Source organism: Solwaraspora sp. WMMD1047 (genome assembly GCF_029626155.1).
GTDB lineage: Bacteria > Actinomycetota > Actinomycetes > Mycobacteriales > Micromonosporaceae > WMMD1047.
Map to the genome: position 1 here is coordinate 3,414,296 of NZ_JARUBL010000001.1, position 18,864 is coordinate 3,433,159.

Annotated in this window: 14 protein-coding genes; 10 read left to right on the top strand and 4 right to left on the bottom strand. The window is 73.9% G+C overall.

Annotated elements, in window-relative coordinates; genetic code table 11:
- The 4 genes from O7627_RS15530 to O7627_RS15545 form a co-directional block, all read right to left on the bottom strand.
- Nucleotides 1-1,260, bottom strand: coding sequence for a cellulose binding domain-containing protein (locus O7627_RS15530; protein ID WP_278094220.1), 1,260 nt, complete (start codon nt 1,258-1,260; stop codon nt 1-3).
- 107 nt (nt 1,261-1,367) lie between these two features.
- Nucleotides 1,368-2,315, bottom strand: coding sequence for a PaaX family transcriptional regulator C-terminal domain-containing protein (locus O7627_RS15535; protein WP_278094221.1), 948 nt, complete (start codon nt 2,313-2,315; stop codon nt 1,368-1,370).
- Between the two features lie 49 nt (nt 2,316-2,364).
- The gene (locus O7627_RS15540) at nt 2,365-3,987 is read right to left on the bottom strand and encodes a long-chain fatty acid--CoA ligase (RefSeq protein ID WP_278094222.1); all 1,623 of its coding nucleotides are present in this window, start codon (nt 3,985-3,987) and stop codon (nt 2,365-2,367) included.
- A 22-nt stretch (nt 3,988-4,009) separates the two neighbouring features.
- Nucleotides 4,010-4,723 carry a TetR/AcrR family transcriptional regulator gene (locus tag O7627_RS15545; RefSeq protein ID WP_278094223.1) on the bottom strand — a complete coding sequence of 238 codons (714 nt, stop codon included), beginning with the start codon at nt 4,721-4,723 and terminating at the stop codon, nt 4,010-4,012.
- 250 nt (nt 4,724-4,973) lie between these two features.
- Here O7627_RS15545 and O7627_RS15550 point away from each other — a divergent pair, with 250 nt between their 5' ends.
- From O7627_RS15550 to O7627_RS15595, 10 genes are all read left to right on the top strand, one after another.
- Nucleotides 4,974-5,999: a sugar ABC transporter substrate-binding protein gene (locus tag O7627_RS15550; protein WP_278094224.1), complete on the top strand. Its 1,026-nt coding sequence runs from the start codon at nt 4,974-4,976 to the stop codon at nt 5,997-5,999.
- Nucleotides 5,984-7,516, top strand: a complete 1,533-nt coding sequence (locus tag O7627_RS15555) for a sugar ABC transporter ATP-binding protein (RefSeq protein WP_278094225.1) — start codon at nt 5,984-5,986, stop codon at nt 7,514-7,516. Before O7627_RS15550 ends, O7627_RS15555 begins: the two co-directional genes overlap by 16 nt.
- Nucleotides 7,513-8,466 carry an ABC transporter permease gene (locus tag O7627_RS15560; RefSeq protein WP_278094226.1) on the top strand — a complete coding sequence of 318 codons (954 nt, stop codon included), beginning with the start codon at nt 7,513-7,515 and terminating at the stop codon, nt 8,464-8,466. Before O7627_RS15555 ends, O7627_RS15560 begins: the two co-directional genes overlap by 4 nt.
- A complete protein-coding gene (locus O7627_RS15565) occupies nt 8,463-9,440 on the top strand; it encodes an ABC transporter permease (RefSeq protein ID WP_278098293.1) in 978 nt (325 codons plus the stop codon). Before O7627_RS15560 ends, O7627_RS15565 begins: the two co-directional genes overlap by 4 nt.
- Nucleotides 9,441-9,459: 19 nt before the next feature.
- Nucleotides 9,460-10,197 carry an SDR family oxidoreductase gene (locus O7627_RS15570; protein ID WP_278094227.1) on the top strand — a complete coding sequence of 246 codons (738 nt, stop codon included), beginning with the start codon at nt 9,460-9,462 and terminating at the stop codon, nt 10,195-10,197.
- A gap of 52 nt (nt 10,198-10,249) precedes the next feature.
- Nucleotides 10,250-11,134 (top strand): SMP-30/gluconolactonase/LRE family protein, encoded by an 885-nt coding sequence (locus O7627_RS15575; RefSeq protein WP_278094228.1) that lies wholly within the window; start codon nt 10,250-10,252, stop codon nt 11,132-11,134.
- Between the two features lie 241 nt (nt 11,135-11,375).
- Nucleotides 11,376-12,245, top strand: a complete 870-nt coding sequence (locus O7627_RS15580) for an ABC transporter ATP-binding protein (RefSeq protein ID WP_278098294.1) — start codon at nt 11,376-11,378, stop codon at nt 12,243-12,245.
- 11 nt (nt 12,246-12,256) lie between these two features.
- Nucleotides 12,257-12,934 carry an ABC transporter ATP-binding protein gene (locus tag O7627_RS15585; RefSeq protein ID WP_278094229.1) on the top strand — a complete coding sequence of 226 codons (678 nt, stop codon included), beginning with the start codon at nt 12,257-12,259 and terminating at the stop codon, nt 12,932-12,934.
- Between the two features lie 19 nt (nt 12,935-12,953).
- Nucleotides 12,954-16,115 carry an FtsX-like permease family protein gene (locus O7627_RS15590; protein WP_278094230.1) on the top strand — a complete coding sequence of 1,054 codons (3,162 nt, stop codon included), beginning with the start codon at nt 12,954-12,956 and terminating at the stop codon, nt 16,113-16,115.
- Complete coding sequence (locus O7627_RS15595; protein WP_278094231.1) at nt 16,112-18,862, top strand: ABC transporter permease; 2,751 nt, start codon at nt 16,112-16,114, stop codon at nt 18,860-18,862. The genes O7627_RS15590 and O7627_RS15595 overlap by 4 nt, the downstream gene beginning before the upstream one ends.
- The last annotated feature ends 2 nt before the right edge of the window (nt 18,863-18,864 follow it).

An 18,864-nucleotide genomic window follows, 5' to 3' on the forward strand; every position in this document is an offset into this window, starting at 1 on the left:
TCAGAGTGTCAGGTTCTTCTGCTGGACGGTCCACTGGGTATTGCACAGGCCGCAGTTCGGGCCGACGAAGGTGGTGCCGGCGGTCTGGTTGCCCTTCAGTCGCCACTGGAAGTAGAGCACCGCGACCCGGCCGAACTCGCCGCCGTTGGTCTGGTTGTAGGTTCCGCCGTGTCCCACATTGAGGTTGCCCATGAAGGCGGGCAGTCCGGCCGGGAGCTGCGCCCAGTCGGCCATCGCGTTGTTGTAGGCGATGTCGCTGGGGCCGCCGATGAAGTAGGCGATGGGCTTGGTCAGTTGCCGCAGCCTGGCCCGGTCGGAGGCGTTCAGGTAGCCGCTGCTGAAGATCCCGGTCGTGGTGACGCGGGGGTCGGTGGAGACGTCGTACGCCTCCAGGCCACCGCAGGAGAAGCCGGCGACGGCGATCTTGCCGGTGTCGAGCTTGCCGTAGTACTTGCTGCCCTGCCGGGCGTTCTCGGTGTCCGCCCAGTTCATCGACTCGGTGAGCATGGCGGAGGTGGTGGTGCCGGAACCGTTCGGGCTGCCGTTGGCCAGCACCAGGAAGCCGTACGACGCGATGTGCCGGAGGAACGGCAGGATGGCCGTTCCGTTGGCGCTGCAGGCGCCCTGGCCCCACACGACGATCGGCATCCGGTACGACGGAAGGCTGTCGGGGCGGTAGATGGTGTGGTTCGGCAGCGAGGGTGAGGTCTCGTAACCGGCCGGGACCGGGACGTCGGGGCCGGTGGTCGGCCCGGGCGTGGTCGGCGCCGGCGTGGTCGGGGCCGGCGTGGTCGGGGCCGGCGTGGTCGGGGCCGGCGTGGTCGGGGTGGGCGTCTGGCTGACGTCGCCGGTGCACGCGGTGCCGTTCAGGGCGAAGCTGGTGGGGGTCGGGTTGGACCCGGTCCAGGAGCCGTTGAACCCGAACGAGGTGGTGGCACCGGTGCCGATCGACCCGTTGTAGCCGACATTGTTGACGGTGACCTGTGCGCCGGACTGGGTGTGCGTGCCGTTCCACAGCTGGGTGATCGTCTGCCCGGCGGCGAACGACCAGGTCAGCCGCCAACTGGTCACCGGGTCGCCGAGGTTGGTGATGGCCACGTTGGCGCCGAAGCCGCCGGGCCAGGAGCTGGAGACGGTGTAGGCGACGCGACAGCCGGCGGCCGCGTGGGCGGCGGTGGCCAGCAGGCCGGCCCCGACCGCCAGGGCGAGTCCGACCGTCACGGCGATCACCTGCCGGTACGGATGGTGGGTGCGGCGCATCGGTCCTCCAGTGCGGTCAGGGTGTCGGCGCGGGGGTCGTCGGCACCCCGACCATTGGTATGACAGTTATCATCGCGATCGCGACAGTAACAGTCAAGCGATGTGCATCAATCGAAGGTGGCGTCGTCGCCCGCCTGGAAGTGGGTGATCCAGGCCGCGGCGTCCGGCCAGAACGGCGCGACGATCTCGATCAGGCGGGCCTCGGCGAGCGGCCCCAGCGCGGTGTGGATCTCCAGAAAGAGCTCCCGGGCGGCCCGCCGGGGCCACCGCGCGGGCAGCAGGTGTTCGGGCAGGTCCGGGTCGGTGACCGCGAAGACGCGCCACGAGTCCATCACGGAGGTGCGGGCGATAAGCGCCTCGGCGCCGCCGATGGTCCGGCCGCGCACGGACGCCAGTAGCGGGGAGTACCGGTCGATGAAGTCCGTGTAGGCCTCTGCCAGCCCCGCCAGATCGTAGGCGGCGGCCGGCCCGTGCGGACCGTCCTCCTCGTGGAACCGGGCGGACATCACCGACCACCGCCCCTGGGCCGCGTCGCCAAGGACCTCGCGCATCGCCCGAGCGGCGTCGGCGAGGTCGCGCCCGGGCTTGATCCACATGCTGTCGTAGAGCCGTACGAAGCCCAGCGCGCCGAGGGTCCGGCGGATGTCGTGCCGCTGCGCCTGACCGGCCTGCCGGGCCTGGTGGGACTCCGCGAGGGAGAAGGTCACCACCGTCCAGTCGCCGCTCCACGCGCGCGGACGCGCACCGAAGGTCAGGAACTGGTTCATCCGGGAGCGGTGCATGGCGATCGCCTGCGGGGTCAGGTGGTACACCGTCGGTCGTCCGGGCCGACGGGCGGCGACCAGGCCGCGCCTGGTCAGCCGGGACAGTGCCGCCCGCGCACTGGCCTCGGTGATGTCGAACTCCCGCAGCACGGCGACCACCGCCGCGGACGGCAGGTCGGCCTCGGACGAGTCGAGGTACTCCCCGAGGATCGTGGTGAGCAGGTGCTGCGGGTTGGGGCCGACCTGGGACCGGGGGAGATCGACCTCGCCGGCCCTGACACGCGCACGCATCCCGCCAGCTTGCCGCACGGTGGTCGGCCCCGGGTCCGCGCCCTGTTCCTCATCCGTCGGTCGGCCGGCGGGCCGCGTACCGCTCGCGGAGCACGACCTTGGCGACCTTGCCGGTGGCGGTCCGGGGGATCTCGGGCAGTACCCAGATCCGGTCCGGAATCCACCAGGCGGCGAGCCGTCCGCTCAGGTGGGCGCGCAGGTCGGCCACGTCGAGGCGCGATCCGGGTACGGTGACGACGCAGGCCAGCGGGCGCTCGCCCCACCGGTCGTCGGCCACGCCGACGACGGCCGCCTCCAGCACGTCCGGGTGGGTCATGATCTCGTTCTCCAGCTCCACCGAGGAGATCCACTCGCCGCCGGATTTCACCAGGTCCTTCATCCGGTCCACGATGCGCAGGTAGCCGTACCGGTCGATGGTGGCGACGTCGCCGGTGCGCAGCCAGCCGTCCGCGGTGAATCCGTCGGTGCCGGCGTCGGCGCCGAAGTAGCCGGCGGCGATGGTGGGGCCGCGGACCTGGAGCTCACCGGCCGTGGCGCCGTCGTGTTCGACCGGCTGGCCGGACTCGCCGACCAACCGTAGTTCGGTCAGGGGCACGGGGGGACCGGGGGTGCCGAGCAGCGCCCGCCGGGCGTCCGGGTCGAGCCCGTCGTGCACGGTCGCGAGTCGGGAGCAGGCCACCAGCGGGCTCGCCTCGGTCATCCCCCAGGAACTGGTGATCATGACGCCGGTGGCCTCCTGCCAGGCCCGCGCGAGTGACTCGGGCAGCGGGCTGCCGCCGGAGACCACCATCCGCAGCGCGGAGAGGTCGGCCGCAGCGACGTGCGGGAGCAGGCTGCGCCAGATCGCCGGTACGCCCGCCGCGAAGGTCACCCGGTGCCGCGCCAGCTGCCCCGCGAGCGCGGCCGGGCTCATCGCCGGACCGGGCAGGACGAGGTCGGCGCCGGCCAGCATCGCGGCGTGCGGCAGGCCCCACGCGTTGACATGGAACATCGGCACGACGGGCAGCACCACGTCGCGCTCGCTGATCGCGAAGCTGTCCGCGGCCAGCAGCAGCATCGCGTGCAGGACCATCGAGCGGTGGCTGTACAACACGCCCTTGGGCCGGCCGGTGGTCCCCGAGGTGTAGCAGAGCCCCGCCGCGTCCCGCTCGTCGACCGCGGGTAGCTCGGGAGCGGCGGGGGCGGCGGCGAGGAGCGCCTCGTAGTCCCGGATCCGGGGATCGTCGGGAATCGGTTGGCCGCCGCCGTCGTCCATGACCACGATCTGGCGTACGGTCGGCAGCTGGTCGACCAGCGGCCAGAGGACCGGCAGGAGCGAGCGGTCGACGAACAGGACGTCGTCGGCGGCGTCGTTGACGATGTAGGCGAGGTCGGCGGCGAACAGCCGGTGGTTGAGGGTGTGCAGGATCCGGCCGCTGCTCGGTACGCCGAGGTAGAGCTCGACATGTCGCTGGGAGTTCCAACCGAGGCTGCCCACCCTGGCCTGGTGCGGCACGTCGAGCAGATCGAGGGCCGCGGCGAGGCGCTGCGCCCGGTCGACCACCGCCCGCCAGGTGGTGACCTGTTCGCCGGTGGTGGTCGCGGTGACCACCCGCTTGTGACCGAAGACCTGTCCGGCCCGGCGCATCAGCGTCGAGATGTCCAACGGCCGATCCTGCATCAGACCACGCATGGCGCCTCCGCACTGCCTGGGACTACCGGGACTGCCCGTCAGGGAACGTGTCGCCCCGGGGTGCCGGGGTGGCACCGGGATGGGCGACGAGCTTGAGTGCGAGATCGGCGTAGAACTCACCGAGCTGTTCGGGTGAGTCCGAGCCTTCGAGCCGGTACCAGCGGACGAGGTCGATGCTCAGCGAGAGCATCGCCCGGGTGAACCGCTTGACGTCGACCGGCGCGAACGACCCGTCGGCGACGCCGCGGGCCACCGCGTCCCGGAAGAACTCGTTCGTCTGGTGCCGCAGTTCGAGGATCTCGCCGTAGTGCTCGGCGGTGAGGCCGGAGAGCTCGTACTGGCTGACCCGGGCGGCCACGTGGTGCCGGGCGTGCCAGGAGGTGTACCGGGAGACGATCGCCCGGAGCCGGTCGGGAGGATGCGTCCGGGCCAGCACCGACGGGTCCTGGATGTGTTCCAGCACCCGCTGATGGCCGACTCGGATGATCTCGAACAGCACCAGTTCCTTCGAGGGGAAGTGGACGTAGAGCGCGGCCGGGCTGAGTCCCATCCCCTCGCTGATGTCGCGGGTGGTGGTGGCGTGGAAGCCGTTCGAGGCGAAGCAGCGCACCGCCGAGGTGAGCAGGCCGCGACGGACCTCGCCCTGGTCCGCGCTCCACAGCGCGGGGGAGTCGTCCTGCAGCCGTGGGTCGTCCGCCAGATCCTGCGCGGTGAACCTGGCCTGCCGTTTGGCCATCCGTGATCCTCGCCTCCGTCGCGCCGTCCGGTCGAGACTGCCCGATGCCGTCCGCCGGGACCGCACCGGCCCTGTCCCCGCAGGTGGCGGTCGCTGTGAGCCTTGACACCGGCAGCCTACTAGGTGACTATGCGCTTAGTCACCTAGACCAACCACTGAAACATCTGAGCAACATCACCGCAAAAATTTCCGCCGGCCGCCGACCCGGCCGGGCGGCCGCTTCTCACCCCGACCACCCAAGGGAGAGCGCATGTTCCGCACCGGATCACCCCGTGTCGGTCTCACCGCCGGCACGGCCGCCCTGACCCTGCTGATCACGGCCTGCGGTGGCGACGCCGGCAACTCGTCGTCCGGAGCCGACCCCGACAGCGCGACCCCGCTCGCGGGCAAGACCATCGCGCTCGTCGGCTACGGCGACACCAACCCGTGGGGCGCCTACTTCAACGAGGTCTTCGCCGAGCAGTTGGCCTCGACCGGCGTCGAGATCACCGACCTGACCACGATGGATCCGGGTACCCAGGTCCAGAAGTTCAACCAGGCGGTCGCCCAGCGGCCGGACCTGATCGCGCTGTCGATCCTCGACACCCAGGCGATGGTGGTGCCGATCCAGAAGGCCAAGGCCGCCGGCGTTCCGGTGCTCGCCTTCGACGGCCCGCCCGACCCGGCGGTGGCCGACGACGTGATGTCCGTGCTGTCGGACAACGAGAAGCTCGGCGAGTACGCCGCCCAGAACATCATCGAGGGCCTGCAGGCCCAGGGACGCGAGTCCGGCAACATCATCGTCCTCACCGGCACCAAGTCGATGCTGGTCACCCAGGACCGGATGACCGGATTCAACCGGGTGCTGGCCACCGCACCGCAGTACCGGGTCGTCGACGAGCAGGACGCCAACTGGGACCCGCAGCTCTCCGGCACCATCGCCCAGCAACTGCTCGCCAAGCACGGCCGCGATGGCGTGCAGGCGGCGTACGGCATGGCCGACTACATGGCCCTGCCGATCATCCAGGCCGCCAAGCAGGCCGGTATTCCGGTCGGCGGCGAGGACGGCCTGATCGTCACCGGCAGCAACTGCTTCAAGGCGGGCATCGAATCCATCCGGGCCGGTGAGCTCTACGGCACCGCCACCGAAGACCCCGGCACGATCGCCAAACAGACCGCGGACTACGCCCTACGGTTCCTGACCGGGCAGAACCCGCCGCAGCGCGAGATCGTCGAGGAGGGACGCGTCACCGCCGCGACGCTCGACCAGTTTGCCGAGCAATGCAGCAACGTCTGACCGGACCGGCCCTCGACCGCGCCGTGCTGCGGGTCGAGGGCCTGGCCCGCGCCTTCGGCGGCGTCCCCGCCGTCCGGGACGCGTCGTTCACGATCGGCGCCGGCGAGATCCACGGCCTCTGCGGCCACAACGGCGCCGGCAAGAGCACCGTCGTCCGGATGCTCTCCGGGCAGCTGGCACCGGACAGCGGGCGCATCGTCCTCGACGGTACGGCGGTCGACCTGCCCACCCGGCAGGCCGCGCAGCGGTCCGGGGTGGCCCTGGTCGACCAGGAGCTGAGCGTCGTGCCCGCCCTGACCGTCGCGGAGAACCTGCTCCTCGGCGACATCGACGCGCCGTTCGTCAACCGCCCGCGCCGGGCGACGGCCCGGTGCCGGCAGATCCTGGCCGGCATGGGTCTTGCCCACCTCGACCCGGACCAGCCGGTCGCCACGCTCAGCCTCGGCGAGCGGCAACTGGTGGAGATCGCCAAGGCGCTGAGCCAGAACGCCCGGCTGGTGATTCTCGACGAGCCCACCGCGACCCTCAGCGACGTGGAGAGCGCGCTCGTCTTCGCGGCGATCCGTCGGGTCGCGGCCACCGGCTGCTCGATCATCTTCGTCTCGCACCGCCTGCCGGAGGTGCTCGAACTCTGCGACCGGGTGACCGTGCTGCGCGACGGCCGCACCGTCGCCACCACGGCGGCCGATGAGCTGACGGTCGACGGGCTGATCGTGCAGATGCTGGGCGAGGCGCCCCGCCGGCTCGCCGCCGGGCGACGGTCCGACCAGGACCCCGGGTACGCGCTGCGGATGACGCGCCTGCGGGTACCCGGTCGGCTCTCGGACTTCAGCCTCACCGTCCGGTCAGGTCGGGTCTACGCGCTCGCCGGCCAGCTCGGCAGCGGCGCCTCCGAGGTGCTGCGGGCCGCCGCCGGGCTGTCGCCGAAGGCGACCGGCCGGGTCGAACTGCGGGACCGGGCGGTGCCGTTGCGTGACCCGGTGGCGACCGCCCGCGCCGGCATCGCCTTCGTCTCCAACGACCGCAAATCCGAGGGCCTCTTCCTCGACAAGTCGATCGCCTGGAATCTGGTCGCCACCCGGCTGCCGAGCCTGGCCCGCGGCGGCCTGCTGCGGCGGCGCCGGGAGCACGACGCCGTCCGGTCACTTGCCCGGGGGTCCGGTCTGCCGGCGGACCGGCTCCGGGAACCCGTCCGGGCGCTCAGCGGCGGAAACCAGCAGAAGGCGTTCGTCGGACGGTGCCTGGGCCGCGCCGACGTGCGGGCGCTGCTGCTGGACGAACCCACCCGGGGCGTCGACATCGGCGGGCGGGCCGCGATCCACCGGATGCTGCGCCAGGCCGCCGACGCCGGACTCGTCGTGGTCTTCGCATCCACCGAACTGGAGGAACTGCTCGAACTCGGCGACGAGATCGTCACGATGAAGGACGGCCGGATCGTCGGCCACTACGACGGCGACGTCGACGGCTCGGCGCTGATGCGTGACATGACCCATCCGGCGGAGGTGGGCCGGACATGACGGCCGCGATCGACGCCACCGCGCGGCGGCTCACGGACGCGCGGACGGTGATCCCGCTGCTTCTGGTCCTGCCGCTGGTGGTCCTGGCGGTGACGACGGAACGCTTCCTCACCCTCGACAACGCCCGCGCGATCGTCGCCTCGGCCGCTTTCGTCGGCATCACCGCGATCGGCGCGACGCTGGTGATGATCGTCGGGTCCGCGGTGTCGCTGGCCACCGCGCAGACCGCCACCGTGGTGGCGATGGTCTACCTGGCCACCCAGCACGCCGGCCTGCCGACGGCCGTACTTGTCGCGCTGGCCTGCGGGATCGTGCTCACCTCGGTGCAGGGCGCGGTGGTCGGCTACTGGAATGCCAACCCGATCGTGCTGACCATCGCCGCCGGGTTCGCCATCGGCGGGGCCGCCCTCTGGTTCAGCGGCGGGACCCCGGTCTACCCCCGGGCCAGTGGGTACGAGCTGCTCAACTCCACCCTGCTGGGCCTCCCGGTCGCCGTCTACGTCCTGCTCGCGGTGACCGCGCTGGCGCACTGGATCCTGAGCGGCACGACCGCCGGCCGGCAGATGTACCTGATCGGGGAGAACCGGGCCGCGGCCCGCGCCGCCGGCCTGCCGGTCGGCCGGGTGACGGTGCTCGCCTGGGCCTTCTTCGGCGGGTGCATCGCCATCACCGGCGTCTTCCTCGCCTCGTTCAACACGTCGGCCACGGTCACCCTCGGCGGCACCCTCACCCTCGACACCATCGCGGCCGTCCTGGTGGGCGGGACCGCGATCGCCGGTGGGCGCGGCTCCGCCCTGCGGACCCTGGGCGGCGTGGTCCTGCTCTCCGTCATCTCCGACGTACTGCTGCTGCGCGGGTTCTCCACCGGACTGCAGATTCTCGTGAAGGGCCTCCTCGTGCTCGCCGTCGTTGTCACCGTGCACCTGCGTACCACCAGGGGTTGGCGGTGATCCGCGGCTGGTCCCGGCCGGACCGGTTGATGCCCGCGGTCTCGCTGGCGGTGGTCCTGGTCGCCTTCACCGCCTCCCCGCTGGTCAGCGGCCGCCCCCTGGCGCTGTTCGACGGGTACAACGCGTTGCAGGGCTTCGCCCAACTGGGGCTGCTCGCCCTCGCCATCGGGATCACGATGATCGCCGGCGAGTTCGACCTCTCGGTCGTCGGGACGTACGCGCTCGGCGGCATGGTCGCGGTGAGCGCCGGCGCGTCGTCACCCGTGCTGGGCATCGCGGCCGCGGTCAGTGCGGGCGCCGCGGTGGGAGCGGTGCAGGGCGGCCTGATCGCCGGGCTGCGCATCCCGTCGATGCCGGTCACGTTGGCGACCTACCTCGCGCTGCTCGGGCTGACCAGCGTGCTCTCCGGCGGACTGAGCGTCACCTACCCCAACAGCGCCGCGACGCTCTGGGTGGACCAGACGATCGCCGGGATCTTCTCCCCGCGCAGCCTGCTCACCCTGGCCGCGTTCCTGGTCGCCGGGCTCGTGCTGGGCGGCACGAAACTGGGCCGGGAGCTCCGCGCCATCGGCGGGGACCGGCGGGCCAGCCGGGTCGCCGGCGTCCGGGTGGACCGGCGGCTGGTCGGGATCTTCACCGTCTCGGGGACGCTGTCGGCGCTGGGTGGTGCCCTGCTCAGCTACAGCTACGCCTCGGCCAACCCGGATCCGGGGCTGCAGCCGCTGATTCTCGCCGCGGTGGCCGCGCTGCTCGGCGGCGTCTCCCTGACCGGCGGCCGGGGAAACGCGGTGGGGCTGCTGGCCGGAGCCCTGTCGGTGGCGCTGCTCGCCCAGATCGTGGTGACCACCGCCCTGCCCGACTTCTCCACCCAGCTGCTCTACGCGGCGCTGCTCGCCGTGATCGTCGCGATCGAGAGCCCCGGCCTGCACCAGCTGGTGGACCGGATCAGGAGTGCCCGATGGCCGACGCAATGACTCTCGAGAGGACTTCCTGATGGGCAATCTCACCTTCGACTTCACCGGCCGGACGGTCGTGGTCACCGGGGCCGCCCGCGGCGTGGGGCTCGCCGTCGGCCGGCACTTCCGGGATGCCGGCGCGACCGTCTGTCTGGTCGACCTCGAGGCGGAGCCGGTCAAGGAGGCGGCCGAGCGGATCGGGGCGATCGGCATCGCCGCCGACGTCTCCGACACCGGGCAGGTCACCGAGGCCGTGGACCGGGTGGTCGCGGAGACCGGCCGGCTGGACGTGCTGGTGAACAACGCCGGAAACCTCCGGGACGGCGTCGTGTGGAAGCTGACCGACGACGACTACGAGGCGGTGATGGCGGTTCACGCCGGTGGCACGTTCCGGTTCACCCGGGCGGTCGTACCGCAGTTGCGGCGCCAGGGTACCGGCCGGATCATCAACGTCACCTCCTACACCGGTCTGCGGGGCAACCCCGGTCAGGCGAACTACGCGATGGCCAAGGCGGGGATCATCGGCTTCACCAAGACCACCGCCAAGGAGCTGGCGCGCTTCGGCATCACCGTGAACGCGATCTCGCCGAACGCCCAGACCCGCATGATCTCGTCCATCCCCGAGGAGAAGCTGGCCGAGTTCACCGGCGCCATTCCGATGGGCCGCTTCGCCGCGGCGGCGGAGATGGCCGCGGCGGTCGCGTTCCTGGCCTCGGACGAGGCCTCGTACATCACCGGGGTGGTGCTGCCCGTCGACGGCGGCATGTCGATCTAGCCTGCCGCCCCGGCCAGGTCAGATGCGTTCATCAGATGACAGGGAGGACGACATGACAGTGGAAACGAGGACGGTGGCCGAGGGCTTCCACTTCCTGGAGGCGCCGCGCTGGCGCGCCGGGCGGCTCTGGTTCTCCGACTTCTACGGTCACCGGGTCCACTCCGTGGCCGAGGACGGATCGGACCTGACGGTCCAGGCCCACGTGCCGGGCCAACCGTCCGGCCTCGGCTGGCTTCCCGACGGCCGGTTGCTGATCGTCTCCATGCGCGACCGCCGGGTGCTGCGCCGCGAGCCGGACGGGTCGCTCGTCGTCCACGCCGAGCTGGCCGGGCACGCGACCGGCCACGCGAACGACATGGTGGTGGACGACCGGGGTCGGGCGTACGTGGGAAACTTCGGCTTCGACCTGATGGCCGGCGAGCCGCTGGAGCCGGCCGCGCTGCACCGGGTGGACCCGGACGGCGGGGTCACCGAGGTGGCTGACGACCTGTGGTTCCCCAACGGCTCCGTGATCACCGGCGACGGCGTCCTGCTGGTGGTGGAGACGTTCGGCAACCGGGTCACCGCGTTCACCGTCGGCGCGGACGGCGCGCTGACCGACCGCCGGATCTGGGCCGAGTTCGGCCCGCTGCCCACCGAGCGGGACGTCGAGCGGGCGCTCACCCAGCTGCGGATCGCCGGCGACGGCGCCTGCCTGGACGCCGCCGGCGGACTGTGGATCGCCGACGCCATCGGCGAACGGCTGGTGCGGGTGGTCGAGGGTGGAGAGATCACCGACGAGATCCGGCCGGGCAGCCCGGTGTACGCCTGCGCGCTGGGCGGCGCCGCCGGCACCACCCTCTTCGCCTGCGCCGCGCCGGACTTCCACGAACAGGCCCGGACCGCGGCGCGCGAGGCCCGGATGCTCGCCGTCCAGGTCGCGACGCCGGCCGCCTGAGCCGGCCCGCCGCCTGGCCGTGCGCCGCCTGGCCGTGCGCCGCCTGGCCGTGCGCCGCCGGGCTCGCGCCGCCTGGCGCACGGTGGCGACCGGTGGTGCCGACGCGGGTTGACGTCGGCGCCGCCACGGTCGACGATCTGACTCGACCTTGGGGCGGCGCCGGACGAAGGAGCGGGGGATGATCAGGCTGTCCTCCCGGCCCCGTGCGCAGCGGGCGGCGCCGGACGCCGGACCGGAGACCATGATCGTCTGTGAGAGTCTGGTGCGGATCTACCAGACCGGGTCGGTCGAGGTGCAGGCACTACAGGGCCTCGACCTGGTGGTGGAGCGCGGCGAGATGGTCGCCGTCGTCGGGGCGTCCGGCTCCGGCAAGTCGACGCTGCTCGCCATCCTCGCCGGCATCGACGCCCCCACCGCCGGTCGGGCCCACGTCGACCGGTGGAACCTGCTGACGATGAGCCGGGCCGACCGGGTGCACTACCGGCGGCGCACGGTCGGCTTCGTCCGGCAGCAGACGGCGAGCAACCTGGTGCCGTACCTGACCGCGGGCGAGATGGTCGACCTGCCAATGACAGCGGCCCGGGTGCCGGTCCGTACCCGCCGCGCCCGGGTCGGCGAGCTGCTGGCCGCCCTCGGGGTCGCCGACTGCGCCGATCGGCGACCCGCGGCGCTCTCCGGCGGCGAGCAGATGCGGGTCGCCATCGCCGTCGCGCTCGCCAACGAGCCGCGGGTCCTGCTCGCCGACGAACCGACCGGCGAGCTGGACGCCGCGACCTCGGCCGAGGTGCTGGCCGCGCTGCGGACGGTCAACCAGCAGTTCGGGGTCACCATCGTGATCGTCACTCACGACCCGGAGGTCAGCGGCCAGGTGGAACGGACCGTCGCGATCCGCGACGGGCGCACCAGCAGCGAGGTGCTGCGCCACACCGCCACCGCGGCCGACGGCGGCACCCACCTGGTCGCCCAGGAGTACGCCGTGATGGATCGCGCGGGCCGGGTCCAGGTGCCGCGGGACTACCGGGAGGCGCTGGCGCTGACCAGGCGGGTCCGGCTGACGCTGGCGGCCGACCGGGTGGAGATCCGCCCCGACGTCGCGGGCGACGGCGGGTGAGTGGCGTCCCGGTGGCGGAACCACTGTTGACCGTGCGCGGCGTCCACCGGCGCTTCGGCTCCGGACCGACCGCCGTGCAGGCGCTGCGGGACGTGTCGTTCGACGTCGCGCCCGCGACGATGGTCGCCCTCGTGGGGCGCTCGGGCTCCGGCAAGACGACCCTGCTCAACGTCGTCGGCGGCCTGGACCGACCCGATGCCGGCACGATCGTCGTCGACGGCACCGAGGTCACCGCCCTGGACGACGACGGACTCTCGCTGCTGCGGCGCCGGACGGTCGCCTACGTCTTCCAGACCTTCGGACTGATCCCGGTGATGTCGGCGGCCGAGAACATCGGCGTTCCGCTGCGGATGGCGCGTACCCCGGCGCCGGAGCGCGAGCGTCGCGTCGCCCTCCTGCTGGAGCTGGTCGGACTGGCCGACCACGGCGAGCAGCGTCCGGATGAGCTCTCCGGCGGCCAGCAGCAGCGGGTGGCGATCGCCCGGGCGCTGGCCGCCTCGCCCCGGCTGCTGATCGCCGACGAGCCGACCGGGCAGCTCGACGCGGAGACCGGCCGGTCGGTGCTGGCCCTGCTGCGCGGGGTCGTCGAATCGGAGGGGGTCACCGCCCTGGTGGCCACCCACGACCCGGTGATGATGGCCCTGGCCGACCGGGTGCTGCCGATCCACGACGGACAGGTCGACCCGTGAGGGTCGGTCGGGCACGCCCGTGCTGAGACTGCTCGCCCGCCGAGCCCGCGCACAGTGGCCGCTGCTGGCCGGGCTGCTGGCGGTGGTGACGATCGGTGTCACCTCGCTCGGCGTCTGCGCCCTGCTGGTGACCCGCACGGCCGACCGCGCACTGGAGGTCGTCGCGGCGACCACCGCTGCCGAGGAGGTGGAGTCCACCGCCTACACCGTCCAGGTTCCCGGCGCCGCGGGCCGGTCCGTCACGGCGGACACCCGTGCCCTGCTCACCGCGGCCCTGGCCCCGTTCCCGACGACCACGAACGCGCGGGCCTCATCCGTCTCGCGGGAACTGCCGTCGGCGACGGCGGCGGACGGCACGGCGGCGCAGACCTACCTCTCCGCGGTGCAGGACCTGCCCTCCCGCGCCGCGTTGACCGCCGGCCGGTGGCCGGGCTCCGCCCCCGACCCGTCGGCCGGGCCGGAGGCCGTGGTCCTGGAGAACACCGCGCGGCTGCTCGGGCTGGCCCCCGGCAGCCGGGTCCGCATCGGCGCGGAACTCGCCATCGACCCGGCGCCCGCCCTCGACGTCACCGTCGTCGGTGTGGTGCGCCCGCTCGCCGGCCGGGGCTGGGAGCGCGACCCGCTGCGCGGCACCGGTTACGACCTGGCCTACCAGGACGGCCGGACCGTCCAGCCGGTGCACGCCTACGGGCCGTTCCTGCTCGACCTCGACACCCTCTTCGACAGCGGTTCCCTGCTGGCCCGGCTGGAGGTCACCGCCCGACCCGACCTGTCCGGGGCCACCCGCGGCGAGCTGCGGACCGTCACCGGGAACCTCGCCGATGCCGACCGGCGGCTGGAGCGCGTACTCGGTGACCGGGTCCAGATCCTCAACCTGCAGTCCGGCCTGCCGCCGACCATGCGCAAGGCGCGCCAGCAGCAACAGGTGACCGCCGCCGCGGTGCTCGCCGTCGCGGTGATCTGCTGCGTGCTGGCCGCGACCACCCTCACCCTGGCCGGTCGCCTCACCGCCGGCGTCCGGACCGACGAGACCACCCTGGTCTCCGCGCTCGGGGTCAGCCGCGGTCAGTTCGCCGCCGCCGCCACGGTGGAGGGCGGCGTGCTCGCGCTCGTCGCGGCCGCGCTCGCGGTGCCCGCCTCGTCCGCCCTGCACGCCGGCCTCACCCAGCTGTCGCCACTGGCCGACGCCGGACTCGCCGCCGGCCCGGCCGTCAACCTCGCGCAGCTGCTCACCGTCGCCGGGACCGCGCTGACCCTCACCACGGTCCTCGTCGTCTCGGGGATCCGCCGCGTCGCCGCGCCCGGTGACCGGCACCAGACCCGGGAACTGCTCGCCCGCTCCGGCGCGGACCTGCTGCTGGTGGCGTTCGCCGTGATCGGTTGGTGGCAGCTGCACGGCCGGCCCGACGGCATCCGGACCGACGCGGTCCGGGTGATCGCACCCGCGCTCATTCTCACCGCCGGCGTGGCGCTGGCCCTGCGGGTGGTCCCGCCCGCGCTGCGCCGCCTCGACCGGCTGGCCCGCCGGTCCCGCGGGCTGGCGTTCACCGTGGCGGTCTTCGAGGCGGCCCGGCGGCCGCACGCGATGGCGGCGGGCCTGCTGATCGGGTTGGCGTGCGCCGCCGCCACGTTCGGCGTCGGGCTCAACGCCACCTGGGACCGCGCGCAGCGCGACCAGGCCGACCTGTCGGTCGGCACCGACCTCGTGGTCGCCGTCACCGGGACACCGGACGCCGGCGACGGGGCCGCGATCGCCGCGGCGACCGGGGGCACGGTGCGCCCCGCCGCCGACCGCGGCGTCGCGGTCGGCCAGTGGGTGGGCAGCGGGGGAGAACCGCCCCGGCTGGTCGCCACGGACAGCACCCGCGCCGCTGAGCTGCTGCGCGGCCGCCTCGACGACGACGGCGGCAGCTGGGCGGAGCTGGGGCCTGGACTCGCGCCGGCGACCCCGGTCGCCGGCATCGTCGTGCCGGCCGGCGCGGTGCCCACGATCGCCGGGACGTCGACGAGCGCGTCGCCGACGGTGGTGACCCCCCGCCTGCTGTGGCAGGACGGCACCGGGATGCGTACCGCCTGCACGGGCGAGGCGGTTCCCCTGGACGGTGCCACCCGGCCGCTCACGAACTGTGCCCCCGACGACGAGCTGCGCCTGGTCGCCGTCTCGCTGGCCGCCACCCCCGCCGCGGACGGCACCAGCACCGACATCGCGGTCACGCTGGCCGTGCCGGACTCCCGGCCCGAGGCGGGGTGGGCGGCGACCTCCGCCCCGCCCAACCCGGGCCAGCTTTCCGGGGCGGCGGTCACGGTCACCGGCACCGCCCGGGGCGCCGAGCTGCGGATGACGGCCCGGGTGCAGCTGACCAGCCCGGAGATCGCCGCCCGGACCCTGGTGGCCACGGCCTTCCCCGATCCGGGTCCGGTACCCGTCGCCGTCTCCGACCGGTTCGCCGACGAACTCGACGCCGGGCCGGGCACCCCGCTCAGCCTCTCGGTCGGCACCATCGCGGTCCCGGTCACCGTCGTGGAGGTGCTGCCCGCCATCCCCGCCGCCCCCGGTGCCGCCGCGATCCTCGCCGACTGGGACGCCCTCTCCCGGGCCCTGGTCCTCAACGGGAACCTGGAGCCGGTGGTGGACGCCTGGTGGGTCGGGGAACCGGCCCGCGCCGACGCGGCGGCCCGGGCGGCCGACCTGCACCTCGGCCCGGTCACCACCCGGGCGGGCGAGGCCGCCCGACTGGTCGGCAGCCCGCCGCGCGCGGGCCTGCCGGCCGCGTTGCGGCTGCTCGTTCCCGCCGCGGCGGCGTTGCTCCTGGCCGGGGTGATCCTGCACGTCTCGTTCGACCTGCGGGTCCGCGCCGTCGAGGTGGCGCGGCTGCGGGCGTTGGGCATGTTCCGGCGCGAGATCCAGGCCGTGCTGCTCGGCCAGCACGCCGGAGTGGTGCTCTCCCTGCTGGCCGCCGGCGTGGTGGTCGGCGCGCTCGCCACCCGGGTCGTGGCTCCCCTGATGATCCGCTCCGACCTCGGCGGGACGCCGGTCCCCGCCGTCGCGCCGACCTGGCCGTGGGTCGCCGAGACCGTCCTGGTCGCCCTCCTACTGCTGGGGTGCGCGGTCGCGGCGACCGCCGTGGTGCTCGCCCAGGCCCGCCGCGCCGACGCCGCCCAACTGCGGGTGGCGTCGTGACCGTCCACTGGCCCAGCGTGCGGGGCCGGGCCCGCGCCGACGCGGGCTCGCTGTTGCTGGTCGCGGTCGTCGTCGCGGTGGTCACCCTGCTGGCCGGTACGGCGCCGCCGCTGCTTCGGGCCGTGGCCGACGAGGCGGTCCGCGCCGCCGTCCGGGACGCCGCCGGCGAAGCCGACGTGCTGGCCCACGCCAACTGGCTGCACGACTACGGGTACGGCGGCCGGGTCCGCGACCCCCGCCTCGCCGACGACGTCGACGACCTGCGGGTCCGGGCCACCGAGGTCCTCGATCCGCGGCTGCGCGACGTGCTGCGCCCGCCCGCCGCCGTGGTCACCAGCCCCGCGCTCAACGTCACCGACGGCAGCCTGCTGCGCACCTTCCGACTGACCTACCTCGCCGACGAGGACGGCCCGCACAGCGCCGCCGCGGTGTCCTGGCTGGCGGGAGCCGCGCCGGCGGCCTCGGTGCCGCCCGCGGACAGCGGCGTCACCGTCCCCAACAGCGGCCCGCCCTGGCCGGTCCAGGTCGGTCTCGCGGAGGCGACCGCAACCGCGCTCGGACTTCGCCCGGGGGATCGGATTCCCCTCGCCGACCAGCAGCGCAACATCAAGAACGTACAGATCAGTGGGATCTTCCGGCCGGTGGACGAGACCGACCCCGACTGGCGGCTGGCACCCGAGCTACTGGGACCGGTGACCGGCGGGCGGGGCGTGACCAGCACCCGGCTCGGCGGGCTGCTGTCGCCCGAATCGCTGCCCGACGCCCGGCTGGCATTCGACCCCGACGAACTCGTCCGTACCATCAGGTTCTCGCCCGAACCGGCCGCGTTGGGCGCGGACAGCGCCGAGTCGATCACGGCGACGTTGATCTCGATCAAGGCGAACTCGGGTTCCTCGGCCGTCCGCGACGCCACGCTGCGGTGGGAATCGCAGCTCGACTCGCTGCTGCGGGACGTCCAGGTCCGTGTCAACGCGGCCGCCGCGCAGGCGTCGGTGCTGCTCATCGGCGTGCTGCTCGGTGCGGTCCTGATCCTGATCCTCGCCGCCGACATGCTGGTCCGGCGCCGGAGCCGCGCGCTGACCGCGGTGCGTCAACGCGGGGTGGGGCTGCCCGGGTTGGGCGCGGAACTCCTGATCGAATCCGCCACGGTCGCCGTGGCCGCCGCCGGAGTCGCGCTCGTCGCGGCCCGGATGATCACCCCGGGGGTCTCCTGGTGGTGGGCGATCCCGGTGATCGTCGCCGCGGCGCTGGCCGGTCCGGCGTTCGGCTCGTTGGTCGCGGCCCGCGGCACCCGGGACCGCCGCGCACCGGCCAACCCGGGCGCGCGTCGCTGGCTACGCCGGACCGCGCGCCTGCGCGCCGGCACCGCGCAGGCGGCGCTGCTGCTGGTGGCGGCCGCCGCGCTTGTCGCGCTGCACCAGCGCGGGATCCTGCAGACCGTTCCCGGCGGCGCCCTGGGCGCCTGGTCGCGCCCGGACAGCGGTGCCGTCCTGCCGTCGAGTGCCCCGGCGCTCGGCGTGCTCGCCGCCACGTTCGTCCTGCTCTGGCCGCTGCCATGGGCGCTGCGCGCCGCGTTGCGGCAGGGCCTGCGGTCCCGGCACCCGCTGGTCGCGTTCGGCGCCGCCCGCGCGGCCGCCACCGCCGCCCGTACGCTGCCGCTGCTGGCCATGGTCACCTGCGCCGGCCTGGCGTCGTTCGCGTTCACGGTCGACGCCACCACGAGGCAGGGGCTGACCGACGGAGCCTGGCGGACCGTCGGCGCGGACGTCCGGCTCGACGTCGACCCCGCCGCGGAGATGGACGTGCCGGCGCTCGCCGGACGCATCGCGGCCTCGGCGGGAGTCGAGCAGGCCGTCGCCGCCCAGATCGTCGATGGTGTCCGCATCACCACCGAGTCGGCGACCGTCACCGGACGGCTGGTGGTCGTCGAGACCGGGGAGTTCGAACGGATGCTGGCCGCCACCGCGCTGCCGGACGCCCCCGAGCTGGCCCGGCTCCGGACGCCCACCGAGGGCGCCGTCCCGGCGCTGGTGCACTCCGGTGACGGCAGCCTGCGGCCCGGCATGCGACTGGGCCTGTCCGGCCAGGACCGGCCGGACATCGAACTCGTCGCGGTGGGCGCGGCCCCCACCGTCGGCGAGGCCGACGACGTCGTCATCGTGGACTCCGCGGTCCTGGCCGCCGCCGGGGTCCCGGCCGACCCGAACACCATCTGGGTACGCGGTCCCGCGACGGCGGCGGCCGTCGCCGCGCACGCCGCCGGAGCGGACGCCGTGCTGCGCGCCGAGGTCCTGCGCGAACGCCGCACCGCCCCGCTGACCGCCGGGCTGCTGCTGCTGGCCCGCGCCTCGGCGCTCACCCTGGCGGCGTTGGGTCTGCTCGGGCTGGCGCTCGGCGTCGCGACCAGCGCACCCCAGCGCTGGCTCACCCTGAGCCGGCTGCGGACCATCGGCCTGCGCGCGGGGGAGGCGCGCCGGGTCACCGCGGTGGAGCTGGTCCCGCCGGTGCTGCTCGCCGCGGTCGGCGGGCCGCTGCTCGGGGTGGCCGTCGGCCACCTGACCGTCGGTCCGTTGGCGCTGCGGCTGCTCGCCGCGTCGGACCGGGATCCGGCGGTGACGGTCGCCTGGTGGGCGGTCGGGCTGCTCGGCGTCGCGTTCGTGGCGGCAGCCGCCGCCGCGGTGCCGATCGAGTCGGCGCTGCGGCGACGGCTGCGGCTCAGCGAGATCCTGCGCGCGGGCGACGGTTGACG